Below are 26753 nucleotides of genomic sequence, written 5' to 3'. Positions count from 1 at the left end.
GATTGGATCAGAGCTTGCCTGTCAATTCAGGCACGACATCAAACAAATCCCCAACCAGCCCGTAATCCGCCACTTGGAAGATGGGGGCTTCTTCGTCTTTGTTGATTGCCACAATCACCTTGCTGTCCTTCATACCCGCAAGGTGCTGAATGGCACCTGAGATACCAACGGCAACATAGAGATCCGGCGCGACAACCTTACCCGTCTGGCCCACCTGCCAATCATTGGGGGCGTAGCCAGAATCGACAGCAGCACGGCTTGCACCAACCGCAGCGCCCAGCTTGTCGGCCAGTCCTTCAATGAGGGCGAATTGTTCTTGGCTGCCAACCCCGCGACCACCCGAAACAACGATCCCTGCAGAGGTCAGTTCGGGACGATCCGAAGCAGCCACTTTATCCTCAACCCATTGGGACAGGCCTGTTGTGGCGGCTGTGCCAAGGGCCTCAACAGGGGCCGAGTTGCCAGTGGCGGCGGCATCGAACCCTGCGGTGCGGATGGTCATGACCTTCACGCTGTCGTTTGATTTTACGGTTTGGATGGCGTTGCCAGCGTAGATGGGGCGCTCGAACGTGTCGGCATCCACAACGCCCACAACTTCGGAAATGATCATCACATCCAGCAAAGCGGCCACACGGGGCAGCACGTTTTTTGCGTCCGAGGTCGCCGCAGCAGCAATATGGCTATAGCCGCCCGCCATCGACACGATCAAATCGGCAACTGGTTCGGCCAACATGTGGCAAAAGCCGTGATCGCCCGCAAAGATTACTTTGGATGCGCCTGCAAGGGTCGCGGCCTCTGCAGCAGCGGCATCGCTACCTTCGCCTGCAACCAGAATATGAACATCGCTCAAGCCAGATACGGCTGTGAGGGCCTTGGACACCTGATCAACGGCAAGCTGGCCGTTGGTGACATCTGCAAGAAGAAGAACCGCCATCAGATTACCCCCGCTTCGTCTTTAAGTTTCGAGATAAGCTCTTCAACCGAAGCCACCTTGATGCCCGCTTTGCGGGTTTCTGGCTCGCTCGTTTTGATCACTGTCAAACGCGGGGTCACATCCACGCCGTAATCTGCCGCCGTTTTTTCATCGAGGGGCTTTTTCTTCGCCTTCATGATGTTTGGCAGTGATGCGTAACGCGGCTCGTTCAAGCGCAGGTCAACTGTGACGATTGCGGGCATTTTGACCTTAATTGTCTGCAAGCCGCCATCAACCTCGCGGGTCACAGTGGCGCTGTCGCCCTCGACCTCAAGGGCAGAGGCGAAGGTTGCTTGGCTCCATCCCAGCAGGGCGGCAAGCATCTGACCGGTTGCGTTCATGTCATTGTCGATGGCCTGCTTGCCTGCAACCACAAGGCTCGGGCCCTCGTCTGCAATCACAGCTTTCAGGATTTTGGCAACGGCTAGAGGCTCGATATCGTGATGCACATCATCGGCGGCTTCTACAAGGATCGCGCGATCTGCCCCCATAGCCAAAGCGGTGCGCAATGTGTCTTGCGCCTGTTTGACGCCGATGGACACAACCACCACTTCCTCAGCCTTGCCCGCTTCTTTCAGGCGGATTGCCTGTTCCACGGCAATCTCGTCAAACGGGTTCATCGACATTTTCACATTGGCGAGATCAACACCCGAGCCATCCGCTTTGACACGAACTTTTACGTTATAGTCGATCACGCGCTTGACCGGCACCAGAATTTTCATCCGCACGTTCTCCAGTTAAAGCATTTCGATCATGCGCCGCGGCGCGATTATTCAGACGCTGTTGTAATCGCTGATTCCCTGCGGCAACAGACCAAAAGCGGCATCTGAGACGCTCTAACGCGGCGCTGCTCTCGAGAAAACTAATTTTAAAAGCTTGTTTGCGGTAACCTACTCAGCCTCGCGATTGGCGCCTGGTGTCCACAAAATATCGGCTTTGCCACCCTCATTGGCCACGCGACCCGCAACGAAGAACCAATCAGAGAGGCGGTTTAGATATTTCACCGCCATAGGGTTGACCGATTCCATCGTTGCCAATTCCACGCAATTCCGCTCGGCACGGCGGCAGACGGTGCGACACATGTGCAGATGTGCCGACAAGGCGGTGCCACCTGGCAAAATGAAACTGCGCAGCGGTTCCAAATCGGCGTTCATCTTGTCGATTTCTTTTTCCACACGCGTCACTTGCGCCTCAACAATTCGTAGGGCGGGATAGGGGCGTTCGGCGTCTTTCTCGATATTTGGGGTGCAAAGATCAGCCCCTAGGTCGAAAAGATCGTTTTGAATGCGGGCAAGATGCGCACTCATCTCGTCACTGGCTTCAAGCCGCGTGATGCCCAAGGTCGCGTTTAACTCGTCCACGGTTCCATATGCTGTGACGCGCATGGAATGTTTCGCCACGCGGCTGCCATCACCCAAGGCGGTTTCACCGTCATCACCTGTTTTTGTGTAAATTTTGTTCAAAACAACCATGGGTCTGCTCCCTTAATTGGCTGGCTAGCCGCGCAAAATGACAAAAAGAACGATCAAAATCACCGCCACAAATTGCGCGATGATACGGGCTTGCATGAATTTATTGGATTGCTTCGCGCTTTCGGCGGTGCCTTTGCGGAAGGAATTAATGCCAAGAAACAAGATCGCCACAACGACCAGACAGGCCAAGGCGACAACAATAAAAAGTGGGTCGTTGATCATTTGGGTTTCCCTTCGGTCGTGGCGGTCTGTGATAGGCCACAGCTAGGGCGTTTTTCACAGAGGCGAATTATTTTTGCCAGAGGGCAGTGGACGGATGCGGCAATCTCACCCTTTTGCGATCAGCCAATCAAGGGCGCGGGTCGGTAACACCCGTTTCGCGGTCGACATGAAATAGCTTGGCGTTGTGACGTAATAGCGCGGCTTGGGGCGTGGTGCCTCAAGCGCATGAACAAGTTTCTTCAGAACCGCCTCAGGAGGCAGTTCAAAGGGGTCAGGCCCGCGCTCTTCGTAGAGGCGTTTCAACAAGCCGTTGCGATATTGATCCGCGCGTGCAGAATTTTCCCAATCAATCCATTTTTCGAAAAGCGGAATAGAATTCTGTCGGATTTTCGAGGTGACGGGCCCCGTGTTCAATGTGCTGATGCTGATATTTGTATCCCGCATCTCAAGGCGCAGTGTGTCGGTCAGCCCTTCAAGCGCGAATTTGGTCGACACATAAGCCGCGCGCCATTTCAAGGTCACAAGCCCTAAGATAGACGAATGTTGCACGATGCGGCCATGCCCCTGTGCGCGCATCACAGGGATCACGCGGCGCGTCAGATCATGAACGCCAAAGACATTGGTTTCGAAAATCTCGGCCAGTGCGCCGCGTGGCAAATCTTCGACTGCACCAGGGATGCCAAAGGCCCCGTTTGAGAAAAGCGCGTCAAGGGTGCCGCCCGTCAGCTCAAGGCAGTTTGCAAGCCCCGTCTCCACAGATGCAGGGTCGGCGTAATCCAATTGCACGGCCTCGAACCCATCGGCGCGCAGCGCCACAACATCCGCCGTTTTGCGGGCGCTTGCGATGACCCGCCAACCGCGTGCCCGCAACCCGTGCGCGCAGCACGCCCCGATGCCTGACGAACAGCCTGTTATCATAATAGATTTTGTCATGGTCTTTGCCTTCGCCCTGTCGCAGCCTTTGCCTATGTGTGACGCACAAAATGCGCAATCACGGATCACAGCGGTGACCTGCTATTCTGGCGATCTGGGGCAAAAAACCGCGCAGGCGAGGAATAATTTATCGCAATGGGCGCACGGGGCGCTTGTTTGGTCAGGGCAATTTGCCTATCAGGTTGTGCAATGAGCGAGCAGAATGACAGTTTTCACGAGAAGCGGGAAGTTGAGCCGCTCAGCCGTGCCATTGGCACGCGCTATCTGCAATATGCGCTGTCTACCATCATGCATCGCGCCCTGCCTGATGCGCGTGATGGCCTGAAACCTGTTCATCGCCGCATCCTGTTTGCAATGCGCGAGTTGCGTTTGGCCTCGAACGGGGGCTTCCGTAAATCTGCGAAAATCTCGGGCGATGTGATGGGGAATTACCACCCACATGGCGATGCCGCGATTTATGACGCAATGGCGCGTTTGGCCCAAGATTTTAACCTGCGCTATCCATTGGTCGATGGTCAGGGAAATTTTGGAAATATTGATGGCGATAACCCCGCGGCAAGCCGATATACTGAGGCGCGCATGACTGCGATGGCCGAGGCGCTGCTTGAAGGTTTGGACGAAAACGCCGTTGATTTCCGCCCCAATTACGATGGCACCTTGACGGAACCCGAGGTTCTGCCCGCAGCCTTCCCCAATCTTTTGGCCAACGGGGCGAGCGGGATTGCGGTGGGCATGGCCACAAACATTCCTCCGCATAATTTGGACGAGCTCATCGCCGCATGTTTGCATTTGATCAAAACCCCAGATGCCCGCGATGAAACACTTTTGAATTATATCCAAGGCCCCGATTTCCCCACAGGAGGCGTGATTGTCGAGCCGCGTGATAGTATCGCGGAAACATATCGCACGGGCCGTGGCGCGTTTCGCTTGCGTGCAAAATGGGAGGTCGAGGATCAAGGCCGCGGATCATGGGTGATCGTGGTTACAGAAATCCCGTTTCAGGTTCAAAAATCCAAGCTGATCGAAAAGCTGGCCGAACTGATCCAAACAAAAAAAGTGCCGATTTTGGCGGATCTTCGAGATGAATCGACCGAAGATATTCGCATCGTGCTTGAGCCGCGCTCGCGCAATGTAGACCCAGAAGTTTTGATGGGGATGCTGTTCCGCAATTCAGACCTTGAGACGCGGTTTTCGCTAAATATGAATGTGCTGATCGATGGGCGCGTGCCAAAAGTTTGCAGCCTCAAGGAAGTGCTGCGCGCCTTCCTCGACCATCGCCGCGATGTGTTGATTCGCCGTTCTGAGCATCGCGTGGCAAAAATCGATCACCGCTTAGAGGTTCTTGAGGGCTTTCTGATCGCCTTCCTCAACCTTGACCGCGTGATTGATATTATCCGCTATGACCAAGACCCCAAAGCTGCACTGATGCGCGAAGATTGGTCACGCACATTCGTGCGCGCCACCTCCGAATTGGATTATCAGACCCCGCCCGAAGGCGAGGGTGAACTGACCGAAACGCAAACCGATGCCATTCTCAACATGCGTCTGCGCAGTCTGCGCCGACTGGAGGAGATGGAATTGCAGCGCGAACGTGACGCGCTGATGGAGGAGCGTGCGGGCCTAGAGGATTTGTTGGAAACCGAAAGCCTGCAATGGGCGCGGATTGCCGATGAATTGCGTGAATTCCGCAAGAAATTTGGCGCAAGCGCCGAAGGTGGCGCACGCCGCACCGCCTTTGCCGAAGCGGGCGAGATTGAAGATGTGCCGCTTGAGGCGATGATTGAGCGCGAACCGATTACGGTGGTGTGTTCAGCCATGGGATGGGTGCGGGCAGTCAAAGGCCATGTTGATCTTGGCACAGAGATGAAGTTCCGCGATGGTGATGCGGGCCGTTTCCTGTTCCATGCGGAAACAACCGATAAGCTGCTGGCTTTTGCCTCCAACGGACGTTTCTACACGATCCAAGCCTCAAACCTGCCTGGCGGGCGCGGCTTGGGCGAACCGTTGCGCCTGATGGTAGATTTGCCCAATGAGGCCGAGATTTTGGCGTTCTTCCCCTATCGTGAGGGGCAAAAGCTACTGTTGGCCTCCAGTGCGGGGGACGGGTTCCTCGTTGCTGAAGATGAGGTTTTGGCGCAGACGCGCACGGGGCGGCAAGTTTTAAACCTGCGCGAAGGTGTGCGCGCGGTTGTCTGTCATAGATTGGCGGCAGAGGATGATCACATCGCCGTTGTCGGTGAAAATCGCAAAGTGCTGATCTTCTCTCTTGACGAATTGCCCGAACTTGGGCGCGGTAAAGGTGTGCGGCTGCAAAAATACAAAGATGGCGGTTTGGTCGATGCGCGTGGCTTGCGTTTGGCCGATGGTCTAAGTTGGTCTGATCCTGCGGGACGCACCCGCACGGAAACAGAACTTGCCGATTGGATTGGCAAACGGGCCACAGCAGGGCGCATGGCACCGCGCGGTTTCCCAAGGGATAACCGCTTTACATAACCGCTTTGACAACACTGGGGGTCTGTCATGCGATTTTTAACATTCTCAAGGCGCAGTGTTGCGGCGGGAATGATGTCCCTGCTGCTAATTGGTTGTGCAGCCCCCGATCCTTTGGGGCAGGCGCAAATCCCGATGGGGGATTTTGCCTTGGGGTTCAATATTGTTGTTGCTGATAATATGCAGCAAGTCCCCCCCTCACGCGATGCCACACCCGAAGAGTGGATTGCGGTGCTCTCCTCAGAGATTGATCGCCGATTTGGCGCATATGAGGGGGATAAGCTCTACCATATTGCGCTGAGTGTAGATGCCTATTCTCTGGCCCCTCCTGGTATTCCCGTCCTTCTCAGCCCAAAATCGGCTTTGGTGATTTCTGCCAATATTTGGGACGATGCGGCAGGGGTGAAATTGCATGAGGCACCCAACCAAATCACCATTTTTGAGGGCGCGTCACCCGATACGATATTTGGGTCGGGCTTCACCCGTGACCGCGAAGAACAGATGCAGATTTTGGCCCGCAACGCGGCCAAGCGCGTGCAGGCATGGATGCTTGAAAACCCGCAATGGTTTGGCATTGACCCCGATGCGGCAAATGCGGCGCTTGAGGGATTAGATGTGCCCCCCGATCCTTTGGCTGAGGCGGATCTTACTGCCCTTGAGGTGCCCGAAATGGCCGTTACAGGAACCAGTGCCACGCCAACTGTCACGCCCGTTCCACGTCCTGCGCCCTAACCCAGTTAGCAACCATGGGCTGAATGATTTGAATGTCGTCTTGATTTTTTGTCTCAGGCCTCGTAACGAGCGCGCGTGTTAAACTCGGGCACAGATTTTGCCCCCCAAAAAATGAGGCGCCAGGGCTATGGCAAAGGAAAAGTTTGAACGTAATAAGCCGCACGTGAACATTGGCACGATTGGTCACGTTGACCACGGCAAGACGACACTGACAGCGGCGATCACGAAGTATTTTGGTGATTTTAAGGCGTATGATCAGATTGACGGCGCACCTGAAGAGAAGGCGCGTGGGATCACGATTTCGACTGCGCATGTTGAGTATGAGACAGATGCGCGTCACTACGCGCATGTGGACTGCCCTGGTCACGCTGACTATGTGAAGAACATGATCACCGGTGCGGCGCAGATGGACGGCGCGATCTTGGTTGTGAACGCGGCGGACGGCCCTATGCCACAGACGCGCGAGCACATTTTGCTTGGTCGTCAGGTTGGTATCCCTGCGATGGTTGTTTACATGAACAAAGTCGATCAGGTTGATGACGAAGAGTTGTTGGAACTTGTTGAGATGGAAATCCGCGAGCTTCTGTCTTCCTACGACTTCCCTGGCGATGACATTCCTGTTGTTAAAGGGTCTGCTTTGGCTGCGATGGAAGGCCGTGACGCAGAGATCGGTGAGAACTCGATCCGCGCGTTGATGGAAGCTGTTGACAGCTACATCCCAACGCCTGCACGCGCAGTTGACCAGCCATTCTTGATGCCAATTGAAGACGTGTTCTCGATTTCTGGCCGCGGCACAGTTGTGACGGGCCGTGTTGAGCGTGGTGTGATCAATGTGGGTGACGAGATTGAGATCGTTGGTATCCGCGACACCTCCAAGACGACCTGCACAGGCGTTGAGATGTTCCGCAAGCTGCTTGACCGTGGTGAAGCGGGCGACAATATCGGCGCGCTTCTGCGTGGTGTCGACCGTGAGGGCGTTGAGCGTGGTCAGGTTCTCTGCAAGCCAGGTTCTGTGAAGCCACATACGAAGTTCGAAGCTGAGGCCTATATCCTCACAAAAGAAGAAGGTGGTCGTCACACCCCATTCTTCGCGAACTACCGTCCTCAGTTCTACTTCCGCACCACGGACGTTACCGGCACTGTGACCCTGCCTTCTGGCACGGAAATGGTTATGCCTGGCGACAACCTGAAGTTCGAAGTCGAGCTGATCGCCCCCATCGCGATGGAAGATGGTCTGCGCTTCGCCATCCGCGAAGGCGGCCGCACAGTCGGCGCAGGCGTGGTCTCCAAAATCATCGCTTAATCGCTAGCGATTTTCTAAACTCAAAGAAAGCCGCGCCTTCGGGGGCGGCTTTCTTCATTAAAGCTGTGCGGTATTGTGACCTGCTTTGTGATCTGCTGCGAGCGCCTCTGCATCCATGAAGGATTGCAGTCTTTCGGCCAGTGCGGCGGTCTCGGCCTCCGAGAGCTTCGGGGGCACAGTCTCCTCCCAAACCCGCCAACGCAGATGCAGTTTGGTAAAAGGCAGCGGGAAGATCAGCCGATCCCATGTTGGCCATTTGAGATAATGTTTGGCTGAAAACGTAAAACTGACCACAGGCACTTGGGCGGAGCGCGCCCATTGGATCGGGGTTGATTTTGCGACCCGCGCAGGCCCGCGCGGCCCATCTGGCGAAACGCCAATCGAGATGCCCTCGCGCAACCCTTTTAGGATCAGGCGCATTTCGGCGGCCCCAAGGATACCGCGCGGCATTGGCACGCTTTCATAGCCGAAATGGCGGTGGATATGGCCCACCAACCGCCCCGCCCGTGCATCAGACGTCAGGCTGCGACAGCGATATTTAGAAAGATCAAACATAAAGGGCGTCATCATCAGCCGTTGATGCCAACAAACGATGATCACAGCGCCGTGGGTGGCCAATGCCGTCTCAATCTGTGTCCAACCCTCTTCCTCGCGGCGCGAGGTTATGCGCACCAACCGCGCCCATGCCCCGAAAGCCGCTGCAACCGCGCGATTTGCAAAGGCGGAATTTGCGATCCTTTTGCGTAGTGTTGTGGCGGTCTTGGTCATAGCTAGGTTCCTTCGCGCAAACTGTCCTGCCGTGCAAGCATCAAGCGGGAGATAAACCATGGAAATCTGCGCAGCCTTCCTCTTGCATTGGGGGCCAAGCCCCGCTATCAGCATGCACGGCCTTAGGGGTATAGCTCAGTTGGTAGAGCAACGGATTCCAAATCCGTAGGCCGCGGGTTCGAATCCTGCTGCCCCTGCCACTTTCCTTGATTATCAACCTTGGACTGCACATAGCGTGCTTCGCGGCTTGCATCATCGGGCGCGCTTGCCTATACCAGCCGACAATCGAAAAAGGTAAAAGACCATGGCCAACCCGATCCAATTTGTTCAACAAACCCGCGCCGAGATTTCCAAGATCGTTTGGCCGACCCGCCGCGAGCTTGTGACCACCACCGCGATGGTATTCGCGATGGCGGTTTTGGCGGCGTTGTTCTTTTTCATGGTCGATTGGCTGATCCGCCAAGGTTTGGAATTGCTGCTGACGGCGGTAGGCTAAGACCCTTGAACCCTTGATTTTCCCTATTTCGGGGGGTAGGGGGACGGAGAAAATTTCCCGGCGGCGTGTATCGATTCGAGATACACGCTGATTTTTTGTTTCGGGACGGCACGCGCGGCATGATGCCAAGCGGTTGGACACTAAAATAACTGGCGCGCGATCGCGCCTTATGTCGAGGATGGAAGAAGCGGATGGCGAAACGGTGGTATTCGGTGAGCGTGCTGTCAAATTTTGAGAAGCGCATCGCCGAGCAGATCAGAAACGCCGTGGCCGAAAAGGGCCTCGAGGATGAGATCGAAGAAGTTCTCGTTCCTGAAGAGGAAGTGATCGAGATTCGCCGTGGCAAGAAAGTCACCGTCCCGCGCCGCTTTATGCCTGGCTATGTTCTGGTGCGCATGGAATTGACCGACCGCGCCTATCATGCTGTGTCTTCGATCCCGCGCGTCACAGGGTTCCTTGGGCCGCAGGGCCGCCCCATGCCGATGCGCGATGATGAAGTGAACGCGATCCTAAACCGTGTTGAAGAGGGCGAGGCCAGCCCCCGCTCGACCATCACCTTTGATGTTGGTGAAAAGGTTAAGGTTAATGACGGGCCGTTTGAAGATTTCGATGGCATGGTCGAAGAAGTTGATGATGAAAACCAGCGCCTCAAGGTGACGGTCTCGATTTTCGGGCGCGCAACGCCCGTGGAATTGGAATTCACGCAGGTGTCGAAAACCGCCTGATGTGGGTGCGGCGCGCAGGCGCCGCTCATTCGTGGGAGGCAGGATCATGCGCGCATGATCTGCCGAACCACGCTAGCGACTGGAAAAGGGACGCGTCCCGATCCTGATAGGGTGCAGCAAAGCTGTGCCGATGAAAAAAAGGAGAGGCCAGATGGCCAAGAAACTTGCTGGAACGATGAAGCTGCAGATCCCTGCAGGTCAAGCTAACCCATCCCCACCTGTTGGCCCTGCATTAGGTCAGCGCGGGATTAACATCATGGAATTCTGCAAGGCGTTCAACGCCAAGACCGCAGATATGGAGCAGGGCGCCCCTTGCCCCACCTTGATCACCTATTACCAAGACAAATCTTTTGCGATGGAAATCAAGACGCCGCCTGCGTCTTATTACCTGAAAAAGGCGGCAGGTTTGAAATCTGTTGGCAAGCGCAACCGCCCACGCGGTGCCGAAAATCCTGGTCGTGAGACTATCGCAACTGTGACTGTTGCTCAGGTTCGTGAAATCGCTGAAGCTAAGATGAAAGACCTCAGCGCGAACGATGTTGAAGCGGCAATGAAAATCATCCTCGGCTCTGCAAAGTCGATGGGTATTGAGGTGAAAGGGTAAGTTATGGGCAAGATTGGTAAGCGCGTAACGGCAGCCCGTGCCGCCTTCGCAGGAAAAGAAGACATCACAATCGAAGAAGCCGTTGAGCTGATCAAAGCCAATGCTTCGGCAAAATTCGATGAATCGGTTGATATTTCAATGAACTTGGGCGTTGACCCTCGTCACGCTGACCAAATGGTGCGCGGCACAGTGACCTTGCCAAATGGCACAGGCAAATCTGTGCGCGTTGCGGTTTTCGCACGCGGCCCTAAGGCAGATGAAGCCAAGGCTGCAGGCGCGGATATCGTTGGCGCGGAAGACCTGATGGAAATCGTTCAGGGCGGAAAGATCGAGTTTGATCGCTGCATCGCAACCCCTGACATGATGCCAATCGTGGGCCGTTTGGGTAAGGTTCTTGGGCCTCGTAACCTGATGCCAAACCCAAAAATCGGCACTGTGACCATGGACGTTAAAGAGGCAGTAGAAGCGGCCAAAGGCGGTCAGGTTCAGTTTAAGGTCGAGAAGGCGGGCATCGTTCATTGTGCAGTTGGAAAAGCCAGCTTTGACGCAGCGAAACTGGCGGAAAACATCCGCGCCTTTGTCGACGCTGTATCGAAGTCCAAGCCAGCAGGCGCAAAAGGCACTTATTTGAAGCGTATCACGCTCAGCTCCACCATGGGGCCTGGCGTGTCGGTTAGCGTTGAAAGCGCGACCAACGCGTAAACAGTTTTGGCCCTCTCTGTGCGAGGGGGCCGAAAGCCGCGGGGTTTGACCGCAAGAACTCGGGTGGGACAACTTTGGTCACAAAGTGGTGTTCCCTCTTGGGTTTCTTTGCGTTCTGTCGTATGGCCCCATCTCGACCCGTGTCTGCGATTCGCTCGTGGGTGCGGTCACCTGTCCGAGACGGAGGGTGGGCGCATGCCCGTAAATCCTTCCTGAGATGGGAAACGAGTTTCGGATTTCCGCAAGGCCACCGCGCCTTCGGGCGGTCTGGCTCGGGCCCCTCACTTGGACTCGAAGAGGTAGGGAAACCTGCCAAACTTGAGCCGGGGGGTGACCCCCTAATTGGAGTAGAACTGTGGATAGAGCCCAGAAAGAGAGAGTGGTCGAGGAACTCGGCCAAATCTTTGAAAGCTCTGGCGTTGTCGTGGTGTCTCACTACGCGGGCCTCACGGTTGCTGAGATGCAAGACCTGCGCGCGAAAATGCGCGAAGCTGGTGGGTCTGTACGCGTCGCCAAGAACAGGCTCGCCAAGATCGCCCTTCAAGGAACGCCTGCCGAAGGCATTGCTGACCTGATGACGGGTATGACTGTGTTGTCCTATTCCGAGGATCCTGTGGCTGCGGCCAAGGTTGCCGAGGACTACGCCAAGGCGAATGCGAAATTCGTTATCATTGGCGGTGCTATGGGTGGCACTGTGCTTGATCAAGCTGGCGTTAAAGCCGTTGCGTCCATGCCATCCCGTGAGGAGCTTATTGCTTCGATCGTGGGCTGCATTGGGGCACCTGCTTCCAACATCGCCGGCGCAATTGGCGCACCTGCTTCGAATATTGCGAGCATCCTTTCGACCATCGAAGAGAAGGCCGAAGCCGCATAATGCAACCTCGAGACCCGTTATGTTTGGCTATGCCGCATGACGTTGGATCACAAATTTTAGATACGGAAACCGAAAAATGGCTGATATCAAAAAACTTGCCGAAGAGATCGTGGGCTTGACCCTTCTCGAAGCACAAGAACTGAAGAACTACCTCAAAGACGAATATGGCATCGAGCCTGCTGCAGGCGGCGCTGTCATGATGGCAGGCCCTGCTGCTGGTGGTGACGCCGGCGCAGCTGCTGAAGAGAAAACCGAATTTGACGTTATCCTGAAATCTGCTGGCGGCAATAAAATTGCTGTCATCAAAGAAGTTCGCGGCATCACAGGTCTTGGCCTCGTTGAAGCTAAGAACCTCGTTGAAGCAGGTGGCAAGGCCGTCAAAGAAGGCGTTGCAAAAGCAGAAGCAGACGACATCAAAGCCAAGCTCGAAGCAGCTGGCGCAGAAGTCGAACTCAAGTAATCATGGTAGGGATGCGCGTGGCGCATTCCCCATGTTGCGATGTGGCTGGGCGGGTTTTTCCTGTCCAGCCATCCTCACCTAGATGAGGGCCTTGGTGGCCAAGACCTTCTTCTAGGTGTGGTGCAGGATCGGGAGCTTGCCGGTGGGACGGCAGGCATGAATGGATCCTCCATCCGCTTGTTTCAAAGCCCCCCGTGCCGTGGCCCCGACGGTGCGCGTGGAGCGAAAGAAACGAAAGGTGTATCAGAGCATGGCTCAGACCTACGCAGGCCAGAAGCGCATTCGCAAATTCTATGGCAAAATCCGTGAAGTATTGGAAATGCCGAACCTCATCGAGGTTCAGAAATCTTCCTATGACCTTTTCCTGAAATCAGGCGACCAAGACGCGCCTTTGGATGGTGAAGGCATCAAGGGTGTTTTCCAGTCGGTTTTCCCGATCAAAGATTTCAACGAAACTTCGGTTTTGGAATTCGTTAAATACGAATTGGAAGCCCCGAAGTTTGATGTCGAGGAATGCCAAAGCCGCGATTTGACTTATGCTGCGCCGCTCAAGGTGACCTTGCGTTTGATCGTATTTGATGTTGACGAGGATACGGGCGCAAAATCCGTCAAAGACATCAAAGAGCAAGATGTGTTCATGGGCGATATGCCTTTGATGACGCCAAATGGCACGTTCATCGTGAACGGCACCGAGCGCGTGATCGTCAGCCAAATGCACCGTTCCCCTGGTGTGTTCTTCGACCATGACAAAGGCAAAACCCATTCTTCGGGCAAGCTTTTGTTTGCTTGCCGCATCATCCCTTATCGCGGCTCTTGGTTGGATTTCGAGTTTGACGCCAAGGACATCGTATTCGCGCGCATTGATCGCCGCCGCAAATTGCCAGTGACCACGCTGCTTTATGCACTTGGTTTGGATCAAGAAGGCATCATGGATGCCTATTATGACACTGTGATGTTCCGCTCTATTAAGAACAAAGGTTGGGCAACCAAGTTCTTCCCCGAGCGCGTGCGCGGCACCCGTCCTACATTTGATCTTGTTGATGCAGCCACGGGCGAAGTCATCGCTGAAGCAGGCAAGAAGATCACCCCGCGCGCTGTGAAGCAGCTGATTGACGAGGGTAAAGTCTCCGAGCTGTTGGTGCCTTTCGATCACATCTTGGGCCGCTTTGTTGCGAAGGATATCATCAACGAAGAAACTGGCGCGATTTATGTCGAAGCTGGGGACGAGTTGACATGGGAAACCGACAAGGATGGCAATGTCACGGGCGGCACGCTGATGGATCTGATGGATGCGGGCATCACCGACATCCCAGTTCTCGACATCGATAACATCAATGTTGGCGCCTATATCCGCAACACTATGGCCGTTGATAAGAACATGAGCCGCGAAGGCGCGTTGATGGATATCTATCGAGTCATGCGCCCAGGCGAGCCACCAACCGTTGAAGCGGCAAGCGCCCTCTTTGACACGCTGTTCTTCGACAGCGAGCGCTATGATCTGTCTGCCGTTGGTCGCGTGAAGATGAACATGCGCCTCGATCTCGATGCGCCTGACACAACCCGCATTCTGCGCCGCGAAGATATCGTTGCCTGCATCAAGGCCTTGGTTGAACTGCGCGATGGCAAGGGCGACATTGACGATATTGACCATTTGGGCAACCGCCGTGTGCGTTCGGTGGGTGAATTGATGGAGAACCAGTATCGCGTGGGCCTGCTTCGTATGGAGCGCGCGATCAAGGAACGTATGTCCTCGGTCGAAATCGATACTGTGATGCCACAGGATCTGATCAACGCGAAACCCGCCGCTGCGGCTGTTCGCGAATTCTTTGGCTCAAGCCAGTTGTCTCAGTTCATGGACCAGACCAACCCACTGTCGGAAGTCACCCATAAGCGCCGCTTGTCGGCTCTTGGGCCTGGCGGTCTGACGCGCGAGCGCGCAGGGTTTGAGGTTCGTGACGTTCACCCAACCCATTACGGCCGTATGTGCCCGATTGAAACGCCCGAAGGGCCGAATATTGGTCTGATCAACTCGCTTGCGACCTTCGCACGGGTGAACAAATACGGCTTCATCGAAACCCCATATCGCCGCGTTGTGGACACCAAAGTGACCGATGAGGTCGTCTACATGTCCGCGACCGAAGAAATGCGCCACACAGTTGCGCAGGCCAACGCGACTTTGGACGCAAGCGGCAAGTTCATCAATGATCTGGTGAACACCCGTCAATCGGGCGAATACACGCTTGCACCGCGCGATCAGGTTGATCTGATTGACGTATCGCCCAAGCAGTTGGTTTCGGTTGCTGCCTCGCTCATTCCATTCTTGGAAAACGATGACGCGAACCGCGCTTTGATGGGCTCTAACATGCAACGTCAGGCGGTTCCGCTGTTGCAAGCTGACGCGCCTTTCGTAGGCACAGGCATCGAAAGTGTTGTTGCACGCGATTCTGGTGCGGCGATCATGGCCAAACGTGGCGGGATCATCGACCAAGTGGATGCAGAACGTATCGTTGTGCGCGCCACCGAAGATCTGGAACTGGGCGATGCGGGCGTGGATATCTACCGCCTTCGTAAATTCCAGCGCTCAAACCAGAACACCTGCATCAACCAGCGCCCCTTGGTGAAAGTGGGCGATCGTGTTGGCAAAGGTGAAGTGATTGCCGATGGCCCCTCGACCGATATGGGCGAATTGGCCTTGGGTAAGAACGTGGTCGTGGCGTTTATGCCATGGAATGGCTACAACTACGAAGACTCGATCCTCATTTCCGAGCGCATCGTGCGTGATGACGTTTTCACCTCGATCCATATCGAGGAATTCGAAGTTGCTGCCCGTGACACCAAGCTTGGGCCTGAGGAAATCACCCGCGACATTCCAAACGTAGGGGAAGAAGCCCTTCGCAACCTCGATGAGGCGGGCATCGTCTATATCGGCGCCGAAGTTGGGCCCGGTGACATTCTTGTTGGCAAGATCACGCCAAAGGGTGAAAGCCCAATGACCCCAGAAGAAAAACTTCTGCGGGCGATCTTTGGCGAAAAAGCGTCTGATGTGCGTGATACATCTTTGCGCCTGCCACCTGGTGATTTCGGGACAGTCGTGGAAGTGCGCGTTTTCAACCGCCATGGTGTCGACAAGGACGAGCGCGCGCTGCAAATCGAGCGCGAGATTGTCGAGCGTCTGGCACGCGACCGTGATGACGAGTTGGCAATTCTTGAGCGCAATATCTATGCGCGTCTCAAGTCCATGCTGCTAGGAAAAACTGCGGTAAAAGGGCCAAAAGGCGTCAAAGCAGGGTCTGAGATCACGGAAGAGTTGCTTGAAACGCTCAGCCACGGCCAGTGGTGGCAGCTTGCCCTTGCTGATGAGAAAGACGCCGCTGAAGTAGAGGCGCTGAACCAACAGTTTGACGCACAGAAGCGCACCTTGGATCACCGTTTTGAGGATAAGGTCGAGAAAGTTCGCCGCGGCGATGACCTGCCTCCAGGCGTGATGAAAATGGTCAAAGTCTTTATCGCCGTGAAGCGCAAGCTTCAGCCAGGTGATAAGATGGCGGGCCGTCACGGCAACAAGGGTGTGATCTCGAAAGTGGTTCCGATGGAAGATATGCCTTTCCTTGCAGATGGCACCCCTGTCGATTTCGTTCTGAACCCTCTCGGTGTGCCTTCGCGTATGAACGTGGGTCAGATTTTGGAAACCCATATGGGTTGGGCCGCACGCGGTCTGGGTCTGAAGATTGACGAAGCCTTGGACGAATATCGCCGCTCTGGTGACATGACGCCTGTGCGCGATGCCCTCAAAATCGCTTATGGTGATGAGGTGTATGGCGAGGCCTTTGCCGATCTGGACGACACAGCATTGGTTGAGTCCGCTTCAACCGTGACCCGCGGTGTTCCGATTGCAACGCCTGTATTTGACGGTGCAAAAGAGGCCGATGTAAACGATGCGCTGACCCGCGCGGGCTTTGACACATCGGGCCAATCGGTTCTTTACGATGGCCGCTCGGGTGAGCAATTCGCCCGTCCCGTCACCGTGGGTGTGAAATACCTGCTGAAACTGCATCACCTCGTGGATGACAAAATCCATGCGCGCTCCACAGGGCCATACAGCCTTGTCACCCAACAGCCGCTCGGCGGTAAGGCGCAATTCGGTGGGCAGCGCTTTGGTGAGATGGAGGTCTGGGCCTTGGAGGCTTATGGCGCTGCATACACCTTGCAGGAAATGCTCACTGTTAAGTCGGATGACGTTGCAGGCCGCACCAAGGTCTATGAATCGATCGTCAAAGGCGAGGACAATTTCGAAGCAGGCGTGCCTGAATCGTTCAACGTTCTCGTCAAGGAAGTGCGTGGCCTCGGCCTCAACATGGAACTCCTGGATGCGGAGGATGAAGAGTAAGCGGTTGGCGGGGCCCGTCCCCGCCGCTGCCTGATCCCCCATCTCTCTGCCCGAATTCAAGGATTTGAAAATGAACCAGGAACTCACGAACAACCCGTTCAACCCGCTTGTCGCGCCAAAAGCGTTTGACGAGATCAAAGTCTCGCTTGCCAGCCCTGAGCGTATTCTCAGCTGGTCGTATGGCGAGATCAAAAAGCCTGAGACGATCAACTACCGCACATTTAAGCCCGAGCGTGACGGCCTGTTCTGCGCGCGTATCTTTGGGCCTGTAAAAGATTACGAATGTCTGTGCGGCAAATATAAGCGCATGAAGTATCGTGGCGTTGTCTGCGAAAAATGCGGCGTTGAGGTGACCTTGCAGAAGGTGCGCCGCGAACGCATGGGCCATATCGAATTGGCTGCTCCTGTTGCGCATATTTGGTTCCTGAAGTCGCTGCCATCCCGCATTGGTCTGATGCTGGATATGACGCTGCGCGATCTGGAGCGGATCCTGTATTTCGAAAACTATGTGGTGATTGAGCCAGGTCTGACCGATCTGAGCTATGGTCAGCTCTTGTCCGAAGAAGAATTCCTGGATGCGCAGGACGCCTATGGGTCGGATGCGTTCCAAGCGAATATCGGCGCGGAAGCGATCCGCGAAATGCTTGCCAATATCGACCTTGAGGCCGAAGCAGCACAGTTGCGCGAAGACCTTAAGGAAGCCACCGGTGAGTTGAAGCCGAAGAAGATCATCAAGCGCCTCAAGATCGTTGAAAATTTCATCGAGTCTGGCAACCGCCCAGAATGGATGGTGCTGACAGTGATCCCCGTGATCCCACCAGAATTGCGTCCGCTTGTGCCGCTTGATGGTGGTCGTTTCGCGACATCGGATTTGAACGATCTTTATCGCCGCGTGATCAACCGCAACAACCGTCTGAAGCGTCTGATCGAATTGCGGGCACCTGACATCATCATCCGTAACGAAAAGCGGATGTTGCAGGAATCTGTGGATGCGTTGTTTGACAATGGCCGCCGTGGTCGCGTGATCACAGGTGCCAATAAGCGCCCGCTGAAATCGCTGTCTGATATGCTCAAGGGCAAGCAGGGTCGTTTCCGTCAAAACCTTTTGGGTAAGCGGGTCGACTTCTCGGGTCGTTCGGTCATTGTGACGGGCCCAGAGTTGAAACTGCACCAGTGTGGCCTGCCAAAGAAAATGGCGTTGGAACTGTTCAAGCCGTTTATCTATTCGCGCCTTGAAGCCAAGGGCCTGTCTTCGACAGTCAAGCAAGCCAAGAAATTGGTTGAAAAAGAGCGCCCCGAAGTTTGGGATATCTTGGACGAAGTGATCCGCGAGCATCCTGTTCTTTTGAACCGCGCGCCGACCTTGCACCGCTTGGGCATTCAGGCGTTCGAGCCTGTCTTGATTGAAGGTAAGGCTATTCAGCTGCACCCCTTGGTCTGTTCTGCGTTTAACGCAGACTTTGACGGCGACCAGATGGCCGTTCACGTTCCATTGAGCCTTGAAGCGCAGCTTGAAGCCCGCGTTTTGATGATGTCCACGAACAACGTTCTGTCGCCTGCAAACGGCGCACCGATCATTGTTCCGTCTCAGGACATGGTTTTGGGTCTTTACTATGTGACCATGGAACGCGAAGGCATGAAGGGTGAAGGCATGTCCTTCTCCTCCATCGAGGAGGTCGAGCACGCCCTGACCGCAGGTGAGGTGCATCTGCACGCCAAAGTGACCGCGCGCATCAAGCAAATTGATGACGAGGGCAACGAGGTTTATCAGCGGTTTGAAACCACGCCTGGCCGCTTGCGCATTGGCGCGCTTCTGCCGCTAAACGCAAAAGCGCCGTTTGAATTGGTGAACCGCTTGCTGCGCAAAAAAGAAGTGCAGCAGGTCATCGACACTGTCTATCGCTATTGCGGTCAAAAAGAGAGCGTCATTTTCTGTGACCAGATCATGAGCCTTGGTTTCCGTGAAGCGTTCCGTGCTGGTATCTCCTTCGGTAAGGACGACATGGTTGTTCCTGACACGAAATGGACGTTGGTTGATGAAACCCGCGACCAAGTGAAGGAATTTGAACAGCAATATATGGACGGTCTCATCACCCAAGGTGAGAAATACAACAAGGTGATTGATGCGTGGTCAAAGGCCAATGACAAAGTCACTGACGCGATGATGGCGACCATCTCTGCGAAGAAATTCGATGAGAATGGCGCAGAGTCCGAACCAAACTCCGTTTACATGATGGCCCACTCGGGCGCGCGGGGTTCTGTGACGCAGATGAAGCAGCTGGGTGGTATGCGCGGTCTGATGGCCAAACCATCGGGCGAGATCATCGAGACGCCAATCATCTCGAACTTTAAGGAAGGTCTGACCGTTCTTGAATACTTCAACTCGACCCACGGCGCCCGTAAGGGTCTGTCTGACACGGCGCTTAAAACGGCGAACTCGGGCTACTTGACCCGCCGTTTGGTGGACGTGGCGCAGGATTGTATCGTGCGTATGGTCGATTGCGGCACTGATGCCACAATTACCGCTGAAGCAGCGATCAATGATGGCGAGGTTGTCTCTTCATTGGCAGAGCGGATTTTGGGCCGTTCGGCTGGCGAAGACGTCATCGCACCTGCAACGGGCGAAGTGATCGTCTCCAAGGGTGAGCTGATTGACGAGCGCAAGGCAGATGCGGTGGAAGCCGCCGGTCTGGCTTCGATCAAAATCCGTTCGCCTTTGACCTGTGAGGCGGAAGAGGGTGTTTGCGCCGTCTGCTATGGTCGTGACCTTGCACGCGGCACCCGTGTAAACGTGGGTGAAGCGGTCGGTATCATCGCGGCTCAGTCCATTGGTGAACCTGGCACGCAGCTGACGATGCGCACATTCCACATTGGTGGGGTTGCACAAGGTGGCCAGCAGAGTTTCCAAGAAGCTGGTCAAGAAGGCAAAATTGAGTATCGCAACGCCAACACGCTGAAGAACGCCGCAGGCGATGTGATCGTTGTTGGCCGCAATATGCAGATTGCTATCATTGATGATAACGGGGTCGAGCGCGCCGCGTTCAAACTGGGATACGGCACCAAGGTGCATGTGGCCGAGGGCGCCAAAGTGTCTCGTGGCGACCGCTTGTTTGAGTGGGATCCATACACCCTTCCAATCATCGCCGAGAAATCGGGCACAGTGAAATATGTCGACCTCGTCAGCGGCATCGCAGTTCGCGATGAAACCGATGATGCGACTGGCATGACCCAGAAGATCGTGATGGATTGGCGCGCTGCGCCAAAGGGCAATGAACTCAAGCCCGAAATCTTGATCGTAGGTGCCGATGGCGAACCTGTGCGCAATGATCAGGGCAACCCTGTGACCTATCCGATGTCGGTGGACGCCATTCTTTCGGTGGAAGATGGCCAATCTGTTGAGGCGGGTGATGTTGTGGCCCGTATCCCGCGCGAAGGTGCAAAGACCAAGGACATTACCGGTGGTCTGCCGCGCGTTGCGGAATTGTTCGAAGCCCGCCGTCCAAAAGACCACGCCATCATCGCAGAGGTTGATGGTTATGTGCGCTTTGGCCGTGACTTCAAAAACAAGCGCCGCATCAGTGTTGTGCCTGTTGATGAGTCAATGGAGCCCGTGGAATACATGGTTCCAAAAGGCAAGCACATCCCCGTTGTCGAAGGTGATTTCGTTCAGAAGGGCGATTACATCATGGACGGCAACCCTGCGCCGCATGATATTTTGCGGATCATGGGGATCGAGGCTTTGGCAGATTACCTCATTGACGAGGTGCAGGACGTCTATCGTCTGCAAGGTGTGAAGATCAACGATAAGCATATCGAAGTGATCGTGCGCCAGATGCTGCAGAAGATTGAAATCCTCGACTCAGGCGAGACAACGCTGCTGAAGGGTGAGCATGTCGACAAGGCGGAATTCGATGAGGAGAACGCCAAAGTCGAAGCCCGTGGTGGTCGTCCAGCGACAGGTGAGCCCGTGTTGCTTGGTATCACTAAGGCCAGCTTGCAGACTCGTAGCTTTATCTCTGCGGCGTCCTTCCAGGAGACAACCCGCGTTCTCACCGAGGCTTCGGTGCAGGGCAAGCGTGACAAGTTGGTTGGCCTCAAGGAAAACGTCATCGTGGGTCGCTTGATCCCTGCGGGCACAGGCGGCGCGACACAGCGCGTTCGCCGCATCGCAGCCGAGCGTGACAACAAGGTAATTGAGGCGGCCCGCGCTGAGGCAGAAGCCGCTGCAGCCCTTGCTGCACCAAGCGAAGCAGATCTGGCCGATGCCGCGTCAGACGCTGCAAGCGAAGGCGAACAGTAAGAGCGTCTTGCGCTGTGCGCAGTAAGCTATTGAAGCGCCCCGTTGCGATCTCGCAATGGGGCGTTTCCTTTTTTATACCGCCTCTTTCCCGATGCGTGCCCATCCCGTAAGCTTGGGGTCCTAAACTGGGAATGAAAGCGGCATATGGCCAAGGATTTATCCAATCAGATTGTGGGCGTCTGCCGTTTTTCCTATGCGGGCGAAGGTGGCTTTGCTTCGGCCACTATGGAGCAATGGGCGCTAGAGGCCATGCTCTATGATCCTGCGCGCATGAAGCAGCGATTTGTGTTGTTTGAACAAATCTGCCTCCCGTCCTTGGCCGCTCAAACGGATCAGGATTTCAAATTGATCGCTTTGATTGCGGATACGATGCCCTATCGGTGGTGGCGGCGTCTGAAGGATTTGATGGCCCCTTATCCCTTCCTGCAGGTTTGCACCCTTGAGGCAGCGGGGCCTCTAAACTCCACCCGCCGCGCCTTTCGGCGTGGGTGGGATCGGCATTCGAAATTCATCACGGGGTTTCGCATTGATGATGCCGTGGCCTGTGACTATATCGCCAAGACCCGCGCGGTCGCAGATCAGTTGTTGAAACTGGGGTGGGCTGATGAAGACAACCCTGCCGCCATCACCTTTCATCGTGGCATTTATTGGAACATGAATTTCCAAGAAAAACCCTATTGGGAATTTTCGGAAATCGGCCCTTTGGGATTGGCCAGCGCGATGGTCACGCATAATGACAGTCTCGCCAATGTTTATCGGTGGAACCATCGCAAGATTGCGGCCAATGTGCGCACATGGTGCGATCCAAATGATATGATGTTCGTGCGTACGCTGCATGGGGTGAATGACAGTGATCGTTCTATCCCCCCACTGCCGAGTTGATGGAGATCACCAAAGCACAAACCCTGATGCGCGACCGCTTTGCGCTGCAACCGATCAAGATCCTTGCTGCGCTTGCACGATTGCGCGAAAGTGACCCCACTAGTGACGATGACTGAGCCTAGATTTTCGCTCAGACCACCAAGGAGCGCGGTTTTTGACACCCAATATCAAGGGCGCATTGCTGATGTCTGGCGCCATGGCCGCCTTTACGCTCAATGATACATTGGTGAAACTGGTCACCCAGACTGTGCCACTGTTTCAGATGATCTTTTTGCGGGGGCTTCTGACAGCCATTATGATGGTGGCCTTGCTTTGGTGGATGGGGCAGCTGCGCTTTCACATTCCACCTGTGGATCGCGGCAAGGTGATCGGCCGCATATTGGCCGAAATAGCCGCCATGATCACGTTTATGATTGCATTGATCCATATGCCCTTGGCCAATGTTGCCGCAATTCTGGCGGCACTGCCGCTAAGTGTGACATTGGTTGCCTTTCTCGTGTTCTGCGAACCTGTGGGGTGGCGGCGGATGCTGGCCATTACGGTTGGTTTTGCGGGTGTCATGCTGATCGTAAAACCCGGGGGTGAGGGGTTCACTATCTACTCCATCTATGCGCTGATGACTGTGGGTTTCGTGACCATTCGTGATCTTCTGACCCGCCGCTTGTCACCCGAGGCCCCCTCGATGGGTGTGGCCTTTATCACGGCCATTGCAGTTGGCCTATCGGGTGGGGTTTTGTCCATCAGTGAAGATTGGCAACCGATCAACATGATTGAGGCGACCTATATCATTGGCGCTGCAATCTGCATCATTGGGGGCTATCTGTTTTCTATCATGACCATGCGCGTGGGTGAAATTGGCGTGGTCGCGCCGTTTCGCTATACAGCCCTTGTTTGGGCGCTGATTTTGGGGTTCTTCGTGTTTGGGGATTGGCCCGATCTTTTGACTTTAATTGGGGCTGCGATTGTCGTGGCCTCGGGCATTTTCACGCTACTGCGTGAACATCGCGTGGCGCGCCGTGCTGAACGGTTGGCGGCCTCGCTGACGGCAACCGCAGTGGCCGATGCCCCAATATCTGGCCCGTCTCAAATGCAGCGGGACTAGCGCAGACCCTGCCGCTGTTGACACCCTATACGATTCCCCCTATACGCCGCGCCATGAGTGGCATTTTGCGCCTTGCGCGAGCTTGCCCGAGATACAGAACTGAGTGGTCATGATCCAGGCGATTTGATGCCTCGATCCTCTGAGAATTCCACCGCGGCGGCCTCCAGGTAGGGAAAGGGCGCTTGCGGTTTTGGTGTTTTGCATACGCAAGATGCCCTTTGACATGAGCAAGACGGGGAACCGAATGCCTACGATTCAACAGCTGATCCGTAAACCACGGCAGCCCAAAGTAAAACGCTCCAAGTCGCAGCACTTGGAATCCTGCCCGCAGAAGCGCGGCGTATGCACACGCGTCTACACCACGACGCCAAAGAAGCCGAACTCGGCTATGCGTAAGGTTGCCAAGGTGCGCCTGACGAATGGTTTTGAGGTCATCAGCTACATTCCTGGTGAGAAGCACAACCTTCAAGAGCACTCTGTTGTTCTGATCCGTGGCGGCCGTGTGAAAGACCTTCCAGGTGTGCGTTATCACATTCTGCGCGGTGTGCTTGATACGCAGGGCGTTAAAGATCGCCGTCAGCGTCGTTCGAAATATGGCGCGAAGCGTCCGAAGTAAGAGGATACAGACATGTCCCGTCGTCACAGCGCTGAAAAACGCGAAGTTTTGCCCGACGCCAAATTTGGTGATCGTGTTCTGACAAAGTTCATGAATAATCTGATGATCGATGGTAAAAAATCGGTCGCAGAAAAGATCGTTTACAACGCGTTTGATCGCGTTGAGCAGCGTCTCAAGCGCGCGCCTGTGGAAGTGTTCCACGAAGCGCTCGACAACATCAAACCTGCTGTTGAAGTGCGCTCCCGCCGTGTGGGCGGTGCGACCTATCAGGTTCCCGTTGAAGTGCGCCCCGAGCGCCGTGAAGCGCTTGCGATCCGCTGGCTGATCAACGCGGCCCGTGCTCGTAACGAAAACACCATGGAAGAGCGCCTTGCAGGCGAATTGGTGGATGCGGTCAACGCACGCGGCGCAGCCGTCAAGAAACGTGAAGACACCCACAAGATGGCGGATGCGAACAAAGCGTTCAGCCATTATCGTTGGTAATTTTAATTCTAGCCTGAGGACCACCAGATGGCACGCGAATATCCGCTGGAGCGCTACCGCAACTTTGGGATTATGGCCCATATTGACGCGGGCAAAACCACAACCACAGAACGTATCCTGTATTACACAGGCCGCTCGCACAAGATCGGCGAAGTGCATGATGGCGCGGCCACCATGGACTGGATGGAGCAGGAGCAGGAGCGTGGGATCACCATTACCTCCGCTGCGACCACCACGTTCTGGCAGTGGCAAGAAGACCCATCCGCGGAAGGCACTTCGGACACGAAGTTCCGCTATAACATCATCGACACACCCGGACACGTTGACTTCACCATCGAAGTTGAGCGTTCTTTGGCTGTTCTCGATGGAGCGGTTTGCTTGCTTGATGGTAACGCGGGCGTTGAGCCTCAGACGGAAACCGTTTGGCGTCAGGCGGATCGCTACAAGGTTCCCCGTATCGTGTTCGTAAACAAGATGGACAAGATCGGCGCTGACTTCTTCAACTGCGTGAAGATGATCAAAGACCGCACAGGTGCAACACCTGTTCCTGTGAACTTCCCCATCGGTGCCGAAGACAAGCTGGAAGGCATTGTCGACCTGATCACGATGGAAGAATGGGTTTGGGAAGGCGAAGACCTTGGTGCATCTTGGAAGCGCCAGCCAATCCGCGCTGACTTGCAGGATACGGCTGACGAGTGGCGCTCGATCCTGATCGAGAATGCGGTTGAGCAGGACGATGCGGCGATGGAAGCCTATCTCGAAGGCAACGAGCCAGACATCGCGACCCTGCGCAAGCTGATCCGTAAAGGCACCTTGTCCTTGAGCTTTGTGCCTGTATTGGGCGGCTCTGCGTTCAAGAACAAAGGCGTTCAGCCTTTGCTCAACGCTGTGATTGACTTCTTGCCCGGCCCTCTCGATGTGGTCGACTACATGGGCTTTAAGCCAGGCGATGAGACGGAAACTCGTAACATTGCACGCCGCGCAGATGACAACATGGCCTTTGCAGGTCTGGCGTTCAAAATCATGAACGACCCGTTTGTTGGCTCCTTGACCTTTACCCGTATCTACTCGGGCAAATTGGAAAAGGGCGGTTCTATCCTCAATGCGACCAAAGGCAAAAAAGAGCGTGTTGGTCGTATGATGATGATGCACTCCAACAACCGCGAAGAGATTGATGAGGCCTTTGCAGGCGACATCATCGCCTTGGCAGGTCTGAAAGAAACCACAACAGGTGACACGCTTTGTGATGCGGCAGATCCTGTGGTTCTCGAAACCATGACCTTCCCCGATCCTGTGATCGAGATCGCGATTGAGCCAAAGACAAAGAACGACCAAGAGAAAATGTCTCAAGGTCTTCAGCGTTTGGCGGCAGAAGACCCCTCCTTCCGTGTGGAAACTGACCTTGAATCAGGCCAGACCATCATGAAGGGCATGGGCGAATTGCACCTCGACATTCTGGTGGATCGTCTGAAGCGTGAATTCAAAGTGGAAGCGAATATTGGTGCGCCTCAGGTGGCCTATCGCGAAACCATTGGTCACGCGGTTGAGCATACCTACACCCACAAGAAGCAGTCGGGTGGTTCGGGTCAATACGCCGAAGTTAAGTTGGAAATCACGCCAACTGAACCTGGCGAAGGCTATAGCTTTGAGTCGCGCATCGTTGGTGGTGCTGTTCCTAAGGAATACATCCCCGGTGTTGAAAAGGGCATCCAGTCTGTTATGGACTCTGGCCCGCTCGCAGGCTTCCCTGTGATCGACTTCAAAGTCGCGCTTTTGGACGGTAAATTCCACGATGTGGACTCCTCCGTTCTCGCCTTCGAAATCGCATCTCGTATGTGTATGCGCGAAGGTCTGAAAAAAGCAGGCGCGAAACTGCTTGAGCCGATGATGAAGGTCGAGGTGGTCACCCCTGAAGAATACACAGGGTCGATCATTGGCGATTTGACATCGCGCCGTGGTCAGGTTTCTGGCCAAGAGCCACGCGGTAACGCTGTTGCGATCAATGCCTTCGTTCCGTTGGCGAATATGTTTGGCTACATCAACACTCTGCGTTCGATGTCTTCGGGCCGCGCGCAGTTCACCATGCTGTTCGATCACTACAATCCTGTTCCGCAGAACATCTCGGACGAGATTCAATCGAAATACGCCTAAACCAGGGTGGCGGGGTGAACCCCGCCCTACCCACCAACCGTAGGGCGGGCAGTTTCCCGCCGCTCTGAACAAGACAAG

22 protein-coding genes and 1 tRNA gene are annotated in these 26753 nt (G+C 55.1%); 17 read left to right on the top strand and 6 right to left on the bottom strand.

Annotated elements, in window-relative coordinates; all coding sequences use genetic code 11:
• Positions 1 to 7: 7 nt before the first annotated feature.
• From AAC632_RS02430 to AAC632_RS02410, 5 genes are all read right to left on the bottom strand, one after another.
• Positions 8 to 934: an electron transfer flavoprotein subunit alpha/FixB family protein gene (locus AAC632_RS02430; protein ID WP_340298311.1), complete on the bottom strand. Its 927-nt coding sequence runs from the start codon at positions 932 to 934 to the stop codon at positions 8 to 10.
• Positions 934 to 1695 carry an electron transfer flavoprotein subunit beta/FixA family protein gene (locus tag AAC632_RS02425; protein ID WP_340298312.1) on the bottom strand — a complete coding sequence of 254 codons (762 nt, stop codon included), beginning with the start codon at positions 1693 to 1695 and terminating at the stop codon, positions 934 to 936. The genes AAC632_RS02430 and AAC632_RS02425 overlap by 1 nt, the downstream gene beginning before the upstream one ends.
• Before the next feature lie 168 nt (positions 1696 to 1863).
• On the bottom strand, positions 1864 to 2445 hold the full coding sequence (locus tag AAC632_RS02420) for a cob(I)yrinic acid a,c-diamide adenosyltransferase (RefSeq protein WP_340298313.1): 582 nt from the start codon (positions 2443 to 2445) through the stop codon (positions 1864 to 1866).
• Between the two features lie 24 nt (positions 2446 to 2469).
• On the bottom strand, positions 2470 to 2667 hold the full coding sequence (locus AAC632_RS02415) for a twin transmembrane helix small protein (protein ID WP_317657285.1): 198 nt from the start codon (positions 2665 to 2667) through the stop codon (positions 2470 to 2472).
• 105 nt (positions 2668 to 2772) lie between these two features.
• Positions 2773 to 3600, bottom strand: a complete 828-nt coding sequence (locus AAC632_RS02410; RefSeq protein ID WP_340298314.1) for an SDR family NAD(P)-dependent oxidoreductase — start codon at positions 3598 to 3600, stop codon at positions 2773 to 2775.
• A gap of 189 nt (positions 3601 to 3789) precedes the next feature.
• Here AAC632_RS02410 and AAC632_RS02405 point away from each other — a divergent pair, with 189 nt between their 5' ends.
• From AAC632_RS02405 to tuf, 3 genes are all read left to right on the top strand, one after another.
• Positions 3790 to 6093, top strand: coding sequence for a DNA topoisomerase IV subunit A (locus AAC632_RS02405; protein WP_340298315.1), 2304 nt, complete (start codon positions 3790 to 3792; stop codon positions 6091 to 6093).
• Positions 6094 to 6120: 27 nt separating this feature from the next.
• The gene (locus tag AAC632_RS02400; RefSeq protein ID WP_340298316.1) at positions 6121 to 6822 is read left to right on the top strand and encodes a hypothetical protein; all 702 of its coding nucleotides are present in this window, start codon (positions 6121 to 6123) and stop codon (positions 6820 to 6822) included.
• 127 nt (positions 6823 to 6949) lie between these two features.
• Positions 6950 to 8125 (top strand): elongation factor Tu, encoded by a 1176-nt coding sequence (gene tuf, locus AAC632_RS02395; protein WP_340243653.1) that lies wholly within the window; start codon positions 6950 to 6952, stop codon positions 8123 to 8125.
• A gap of 57 nt (positions 8126 to 8182) precedes the next feature.
• Here the strand turns inward: tuf and AAC632_RS02390 are convergent, their stop codons facing one another.
• Entirely contained in the window at positions 8183 to 8893 is a 711-nt protein-coding gene (locus tag AAC632_RS02390; RefSeq protein WP_340298317.1) for a lysophospholipid acyltransferase family protein, read from the bottom strand.
• Positions 8894 to 9017: 124 nt separating this feature from the next.
• Here AAC632_RS02390 and AAC632_RS02385 point away from each other — a divergent pair.
• From AAC632_RS02385 to fusA, 14 genes are all read left to right on the top strand, one after another.
• Positions 9018 to 9093: transfer RNA gene (locus AAC632_RS02385), tRNA-Trp, on the top strand.
• Positions 9094 to 9197: 104 nt separating this feature from the next.
• Positions 9198 to 9389 carry a preprotein translocase subunit SecE gene (gene secE / locus AAC632_RS02380; RefSeq protein ID WP_340298318.1) on the top strand — a complete coding sequence of 64 codons (192 nt, stop codon included), beginning with the start codon at positions 9198 to 9200 and terminating at the stop codon, positions 9387 to 9389.
• A 191-nt stretch (positions 9390 to 9580) separates the two neighbouring features.
• Positions 9581 to 10114, top strand: a complete 534-nt coding sequence (nusG, locus tag AAC632_RS02375; protein WP_317657488.1) for a transcription termination/antitermination protein NusG — start codon at positions 9581 to 9583, stop codon at positions 10112 to 10114.
• 151 nt (positions 10115 to 10265) lie between these two features.
• Positions 10266 to 10718, top strand: coding sequence for a 50S ribosomal protein L11 (gene rplK, locus AAC632_RS02370; RefSeq protein ID WP_340253991.1), 453 nt, complete (start codon positions 10266 to 10268; stop codon positions 10716 to 10718).
• Between the two features lie 3 nt (positions 10719 to 10721).
• Positions 10722 to 11420 carry a 50S ribosomal protein L1 gene (rplA, locus tag AAC632_RS02365; RefSeq protein WP_317657486.1) on the top strand — a complete coding sequence of 233 codons (699 nt, stop codon included), beginning with the start codon at positions 10722 to 10724 and terminating at the stop codon, positions 11418 to 11420.
• A gap of 355 nt (positions 11421 to 11775) precedes the next feature.
• Entirely contained in the window at positions 11776 to 12294 is a 519-nt protein-coding gene (gene rplJ / locus AAC632_RS02360; RefSeq protein ID WP_317657485.1) for a 50S ribosomal protein L10, read from the top strand.
• Between the two features lie 76 nt (positions 12295 to 12370).
• Positions 12371 to 12754: a 50S ribosomal protein L7/L12 gene (gene rplL, locus AAC632_RS02355; RefSeq protein ID WP_317657484.1), complete on the top strand. Its 384-nt coding sequence runs from the start codon at positions 12371 to 12373 to the stop codon at positions 12752 to 12754.
• 250 nt (positions 12755 to 13004) lie between these two features.
• Positions 13005 to 17141 (top strand): DNA-directed RNA polymerase subunit beta, encoded by a 4137-nt coding sequence (gene rpoB, locus AAC632_RS02350; protein ID WP_340299865.1) that lies wholly within the window; start codon positions 13005 to 13007, stop codon positions 17139 to 17141.
• Between the two features lie 70 nt (positions 17142 to 17211).
• Complete coding sequence (gene rpoC, locus AAC632_RS02345) at positions 17212 to 21441, top strand: DNA-directed RNA polymerase subunit beta' (RefSeq protein WP_340299864.1); 4230 nt, start codon at positions 17212 to 17214, stop codon at positions 21439 to 21441.
• Positions 21442 to 21585: 144 nt separating this feature from the next.
• Complete coding sequence (locus AAC632_RS02340) at positions 21586 to 22323, top strand: glycosyltransferase (RefSeq protein WP_340298321.1); 738 nt, start codon at positions 21586 to 21588, stop codon at positions 22321 to 22323.
• 154 nt (positions 22324 to 22477) lie between these two features.
• Positions 22478 to 23425: a DMT family transporter gene (locus tag AAC632_RS02335; protein ID WP_340298322.1), complete on the top strand. Its 948-nt coding sequence runs from the start codon at positions 22478 to 22480 to the stop codon at positions 23423 to 23425.
• 244 nt (positions 23426 to 23669) lie between these two features.
• On the top strand, positions 23670 to 24041 hold the full coding sequence (gene rpsL, locus AAC632_RS02330; RefSeq protein ID WP_150420941.1) for a 30S ribosomal protein S12: 372 nt from the start codon (positions 23670 to 23672) through the stop codon (positions 24039 to 24041).
• 12 nt (positions 24042 to 24053) lie between these two features.
• Positions 24054 to 24524: a 30S ribosomal protein S7 gene (gene rpsG, locus AAC632_RS02325; protein WP_317657479.1), complete on the top strand. Its 471-nt coding sequence runs from the start codon at positions 24054 to 24056 to the stop codon at positions 24522 to 24524.
• Positions 24525 to 24551: 27 nt separating this feature from the next.
• A complete protein-coding gene (gene fusA / locus AAC632_RS02320) occupies positions 24552 to 26675 on the top strand; it encodes an elongation factor G (protein ID WP_340254012.1) in 2124 nt (707 codons plus the stop codon).
• The last annotated feature ends 78 nt before the right edge of the window (positions 26676 to 26753 follow it).

This window comes from Roseobacter sp. HKCC-CH-9351 (assembly GCF_037830295.1).
Taxonomy (GTDB): Bacteria; Pseudomonadota; Alphaproteobacteria; order Rhodobacterales; family Rhodobacteraceae; genus M30B80.
This window is presented reverse-complemented; position numbering and strand designations above follow the sequence as displayed.

Bases quoted from the DNA above. Each gene is read 5' to 3' on its own strand.
- AAC632_RS02405 (WP_340298315.1), top strand. From the start codon at position 3,790: ATGAGCGAGCAGAATGACAGTTTTCACGAGAAGCGGGAAGTTGAGCCG.
- rpsL (WP_150420941.1), top strand. From the start codon at position 23,670: ATGCCTACGATTCAACAGCTGATCCGTAAACCACGGCAGCCCAAAGTA.
- AAC632_RS02425 (WP_340298312.1), bottom strand. From the start codon at position 1,695: ATGAAAATTCTGGTGCCGGTCAAGCGCGTGATCGACTATAACGTAAAA.
- rpsG (WP_317657479.1), top strand. From the start codon at position 24,054: ATGTCCCGTCGTCACAGCGCTGAAAAACGCGAAGTTTTGCCCGACGCC.
- rpoB (WP_340299865.1), top strand. From the start codon at position 13,005: ATGGCTCAGACCTACGCAGGCCAGAAGCGCATTCGCAAATTCTATGGC.
- rpoC (WP_340299864.1), top strand. From the start codon at position 17,212: ATGAACCAGGAACTCACGAACAACCCGTTCAACCCGCTTGTCGCGCCA.
- AAC632_RS02390 (WP_340298317.1), bottom strand. From the start codon at position 8,893: ATGACCAAGACCGCCACAACACTACGCAAAAGGATCGCAAATTCCGCC.
- rplL (WP_317657484.1), top strand. From the start codon at position 12,371: ATGGCTGATATCAAAAAACTTGCCGAAGAGATCGTGGGCTTGACCCTT.
- rplA (WP_317657486.1), top strand. From the start codon at position 10,722: ATGGGCAAGATTGGTAAGCGCGTAACGGCAGCCCGTGCCGCCTTCGCA.
- tuf (WP_340243653.1), top strand. From the start codon at position 6,950: ATGGCAAAGGAAAAGTTTGAACGTAATAAGCCGCACGTGAACATTGGC.
- fusA (WP_340254012.1), top strand. From the start codon at position 24,552: ATGGCACGCGAATATCCGCTGGAGCGCTACCGCAACTTTGGGATTATG.
- rplK (WP_340253991.1), top strand. From the start codon at position 10,266: ATGGCCAAGAAACTTGCTGGAACGATGAAGCTGCAGATCCCTGCAGGT.
- AAC632_RS02420 (WP_340298313.1), bottom strand. From the start codon at position 2,445: ATGGTTGTTTTGAACAAAATTTACACAAAAACAGGTGATGACGGTGAA.
- nusG (WP_317657488.1), top strand. From the start codon at position 9,581: ATGGCGAAACGGTGGTATTCGGTGAGCGTGCTGTCAAATTTTGAGAAG.
- AAC632_RS02410 (WP_340298314.1), bottom strand. From the start codon at position 3,600: ATGACAAAATCTATTATGATAACAGGCTGTTCGTCAGGCATCGGGGCG.
- AAC632_RS02430 (WP_340298311.1), bottom strand. From the start codon at position 934: ATGGCGGTTCTTCTTCTTGCAGATGTCACCAACGGCCAGCTTGCCGTT.
- AAC632_RS02340 (WP_340298321.1), top strand. From the start codon at position 21,586: ATGGCCAAGGATTTATCCAATCAGATTGTGGGCGTCTGCCGTTTTTCC.
- secE (WP_340298318.1), top strand. From the start codon at position 9,198: ATGGCCAACCCGATCCAATTTGTTCAACAAACCCGCGCCGAGATTTCC.
- AAC632_RS02415 (WP_317657285.1), bottom strand. From the start codon at position 2,667: ATGATCAACGACCCACTTTTTATTGTTGTCGCCTTGGCCTGTCTGGTC.
- AAC632_RS02400 (WP_340298316.1), top strand. From the start codon at position 6,121: ATGCGATTTTTAACATTCTCAAGGCGCAGTGTTGCGGCGGGAATGATG.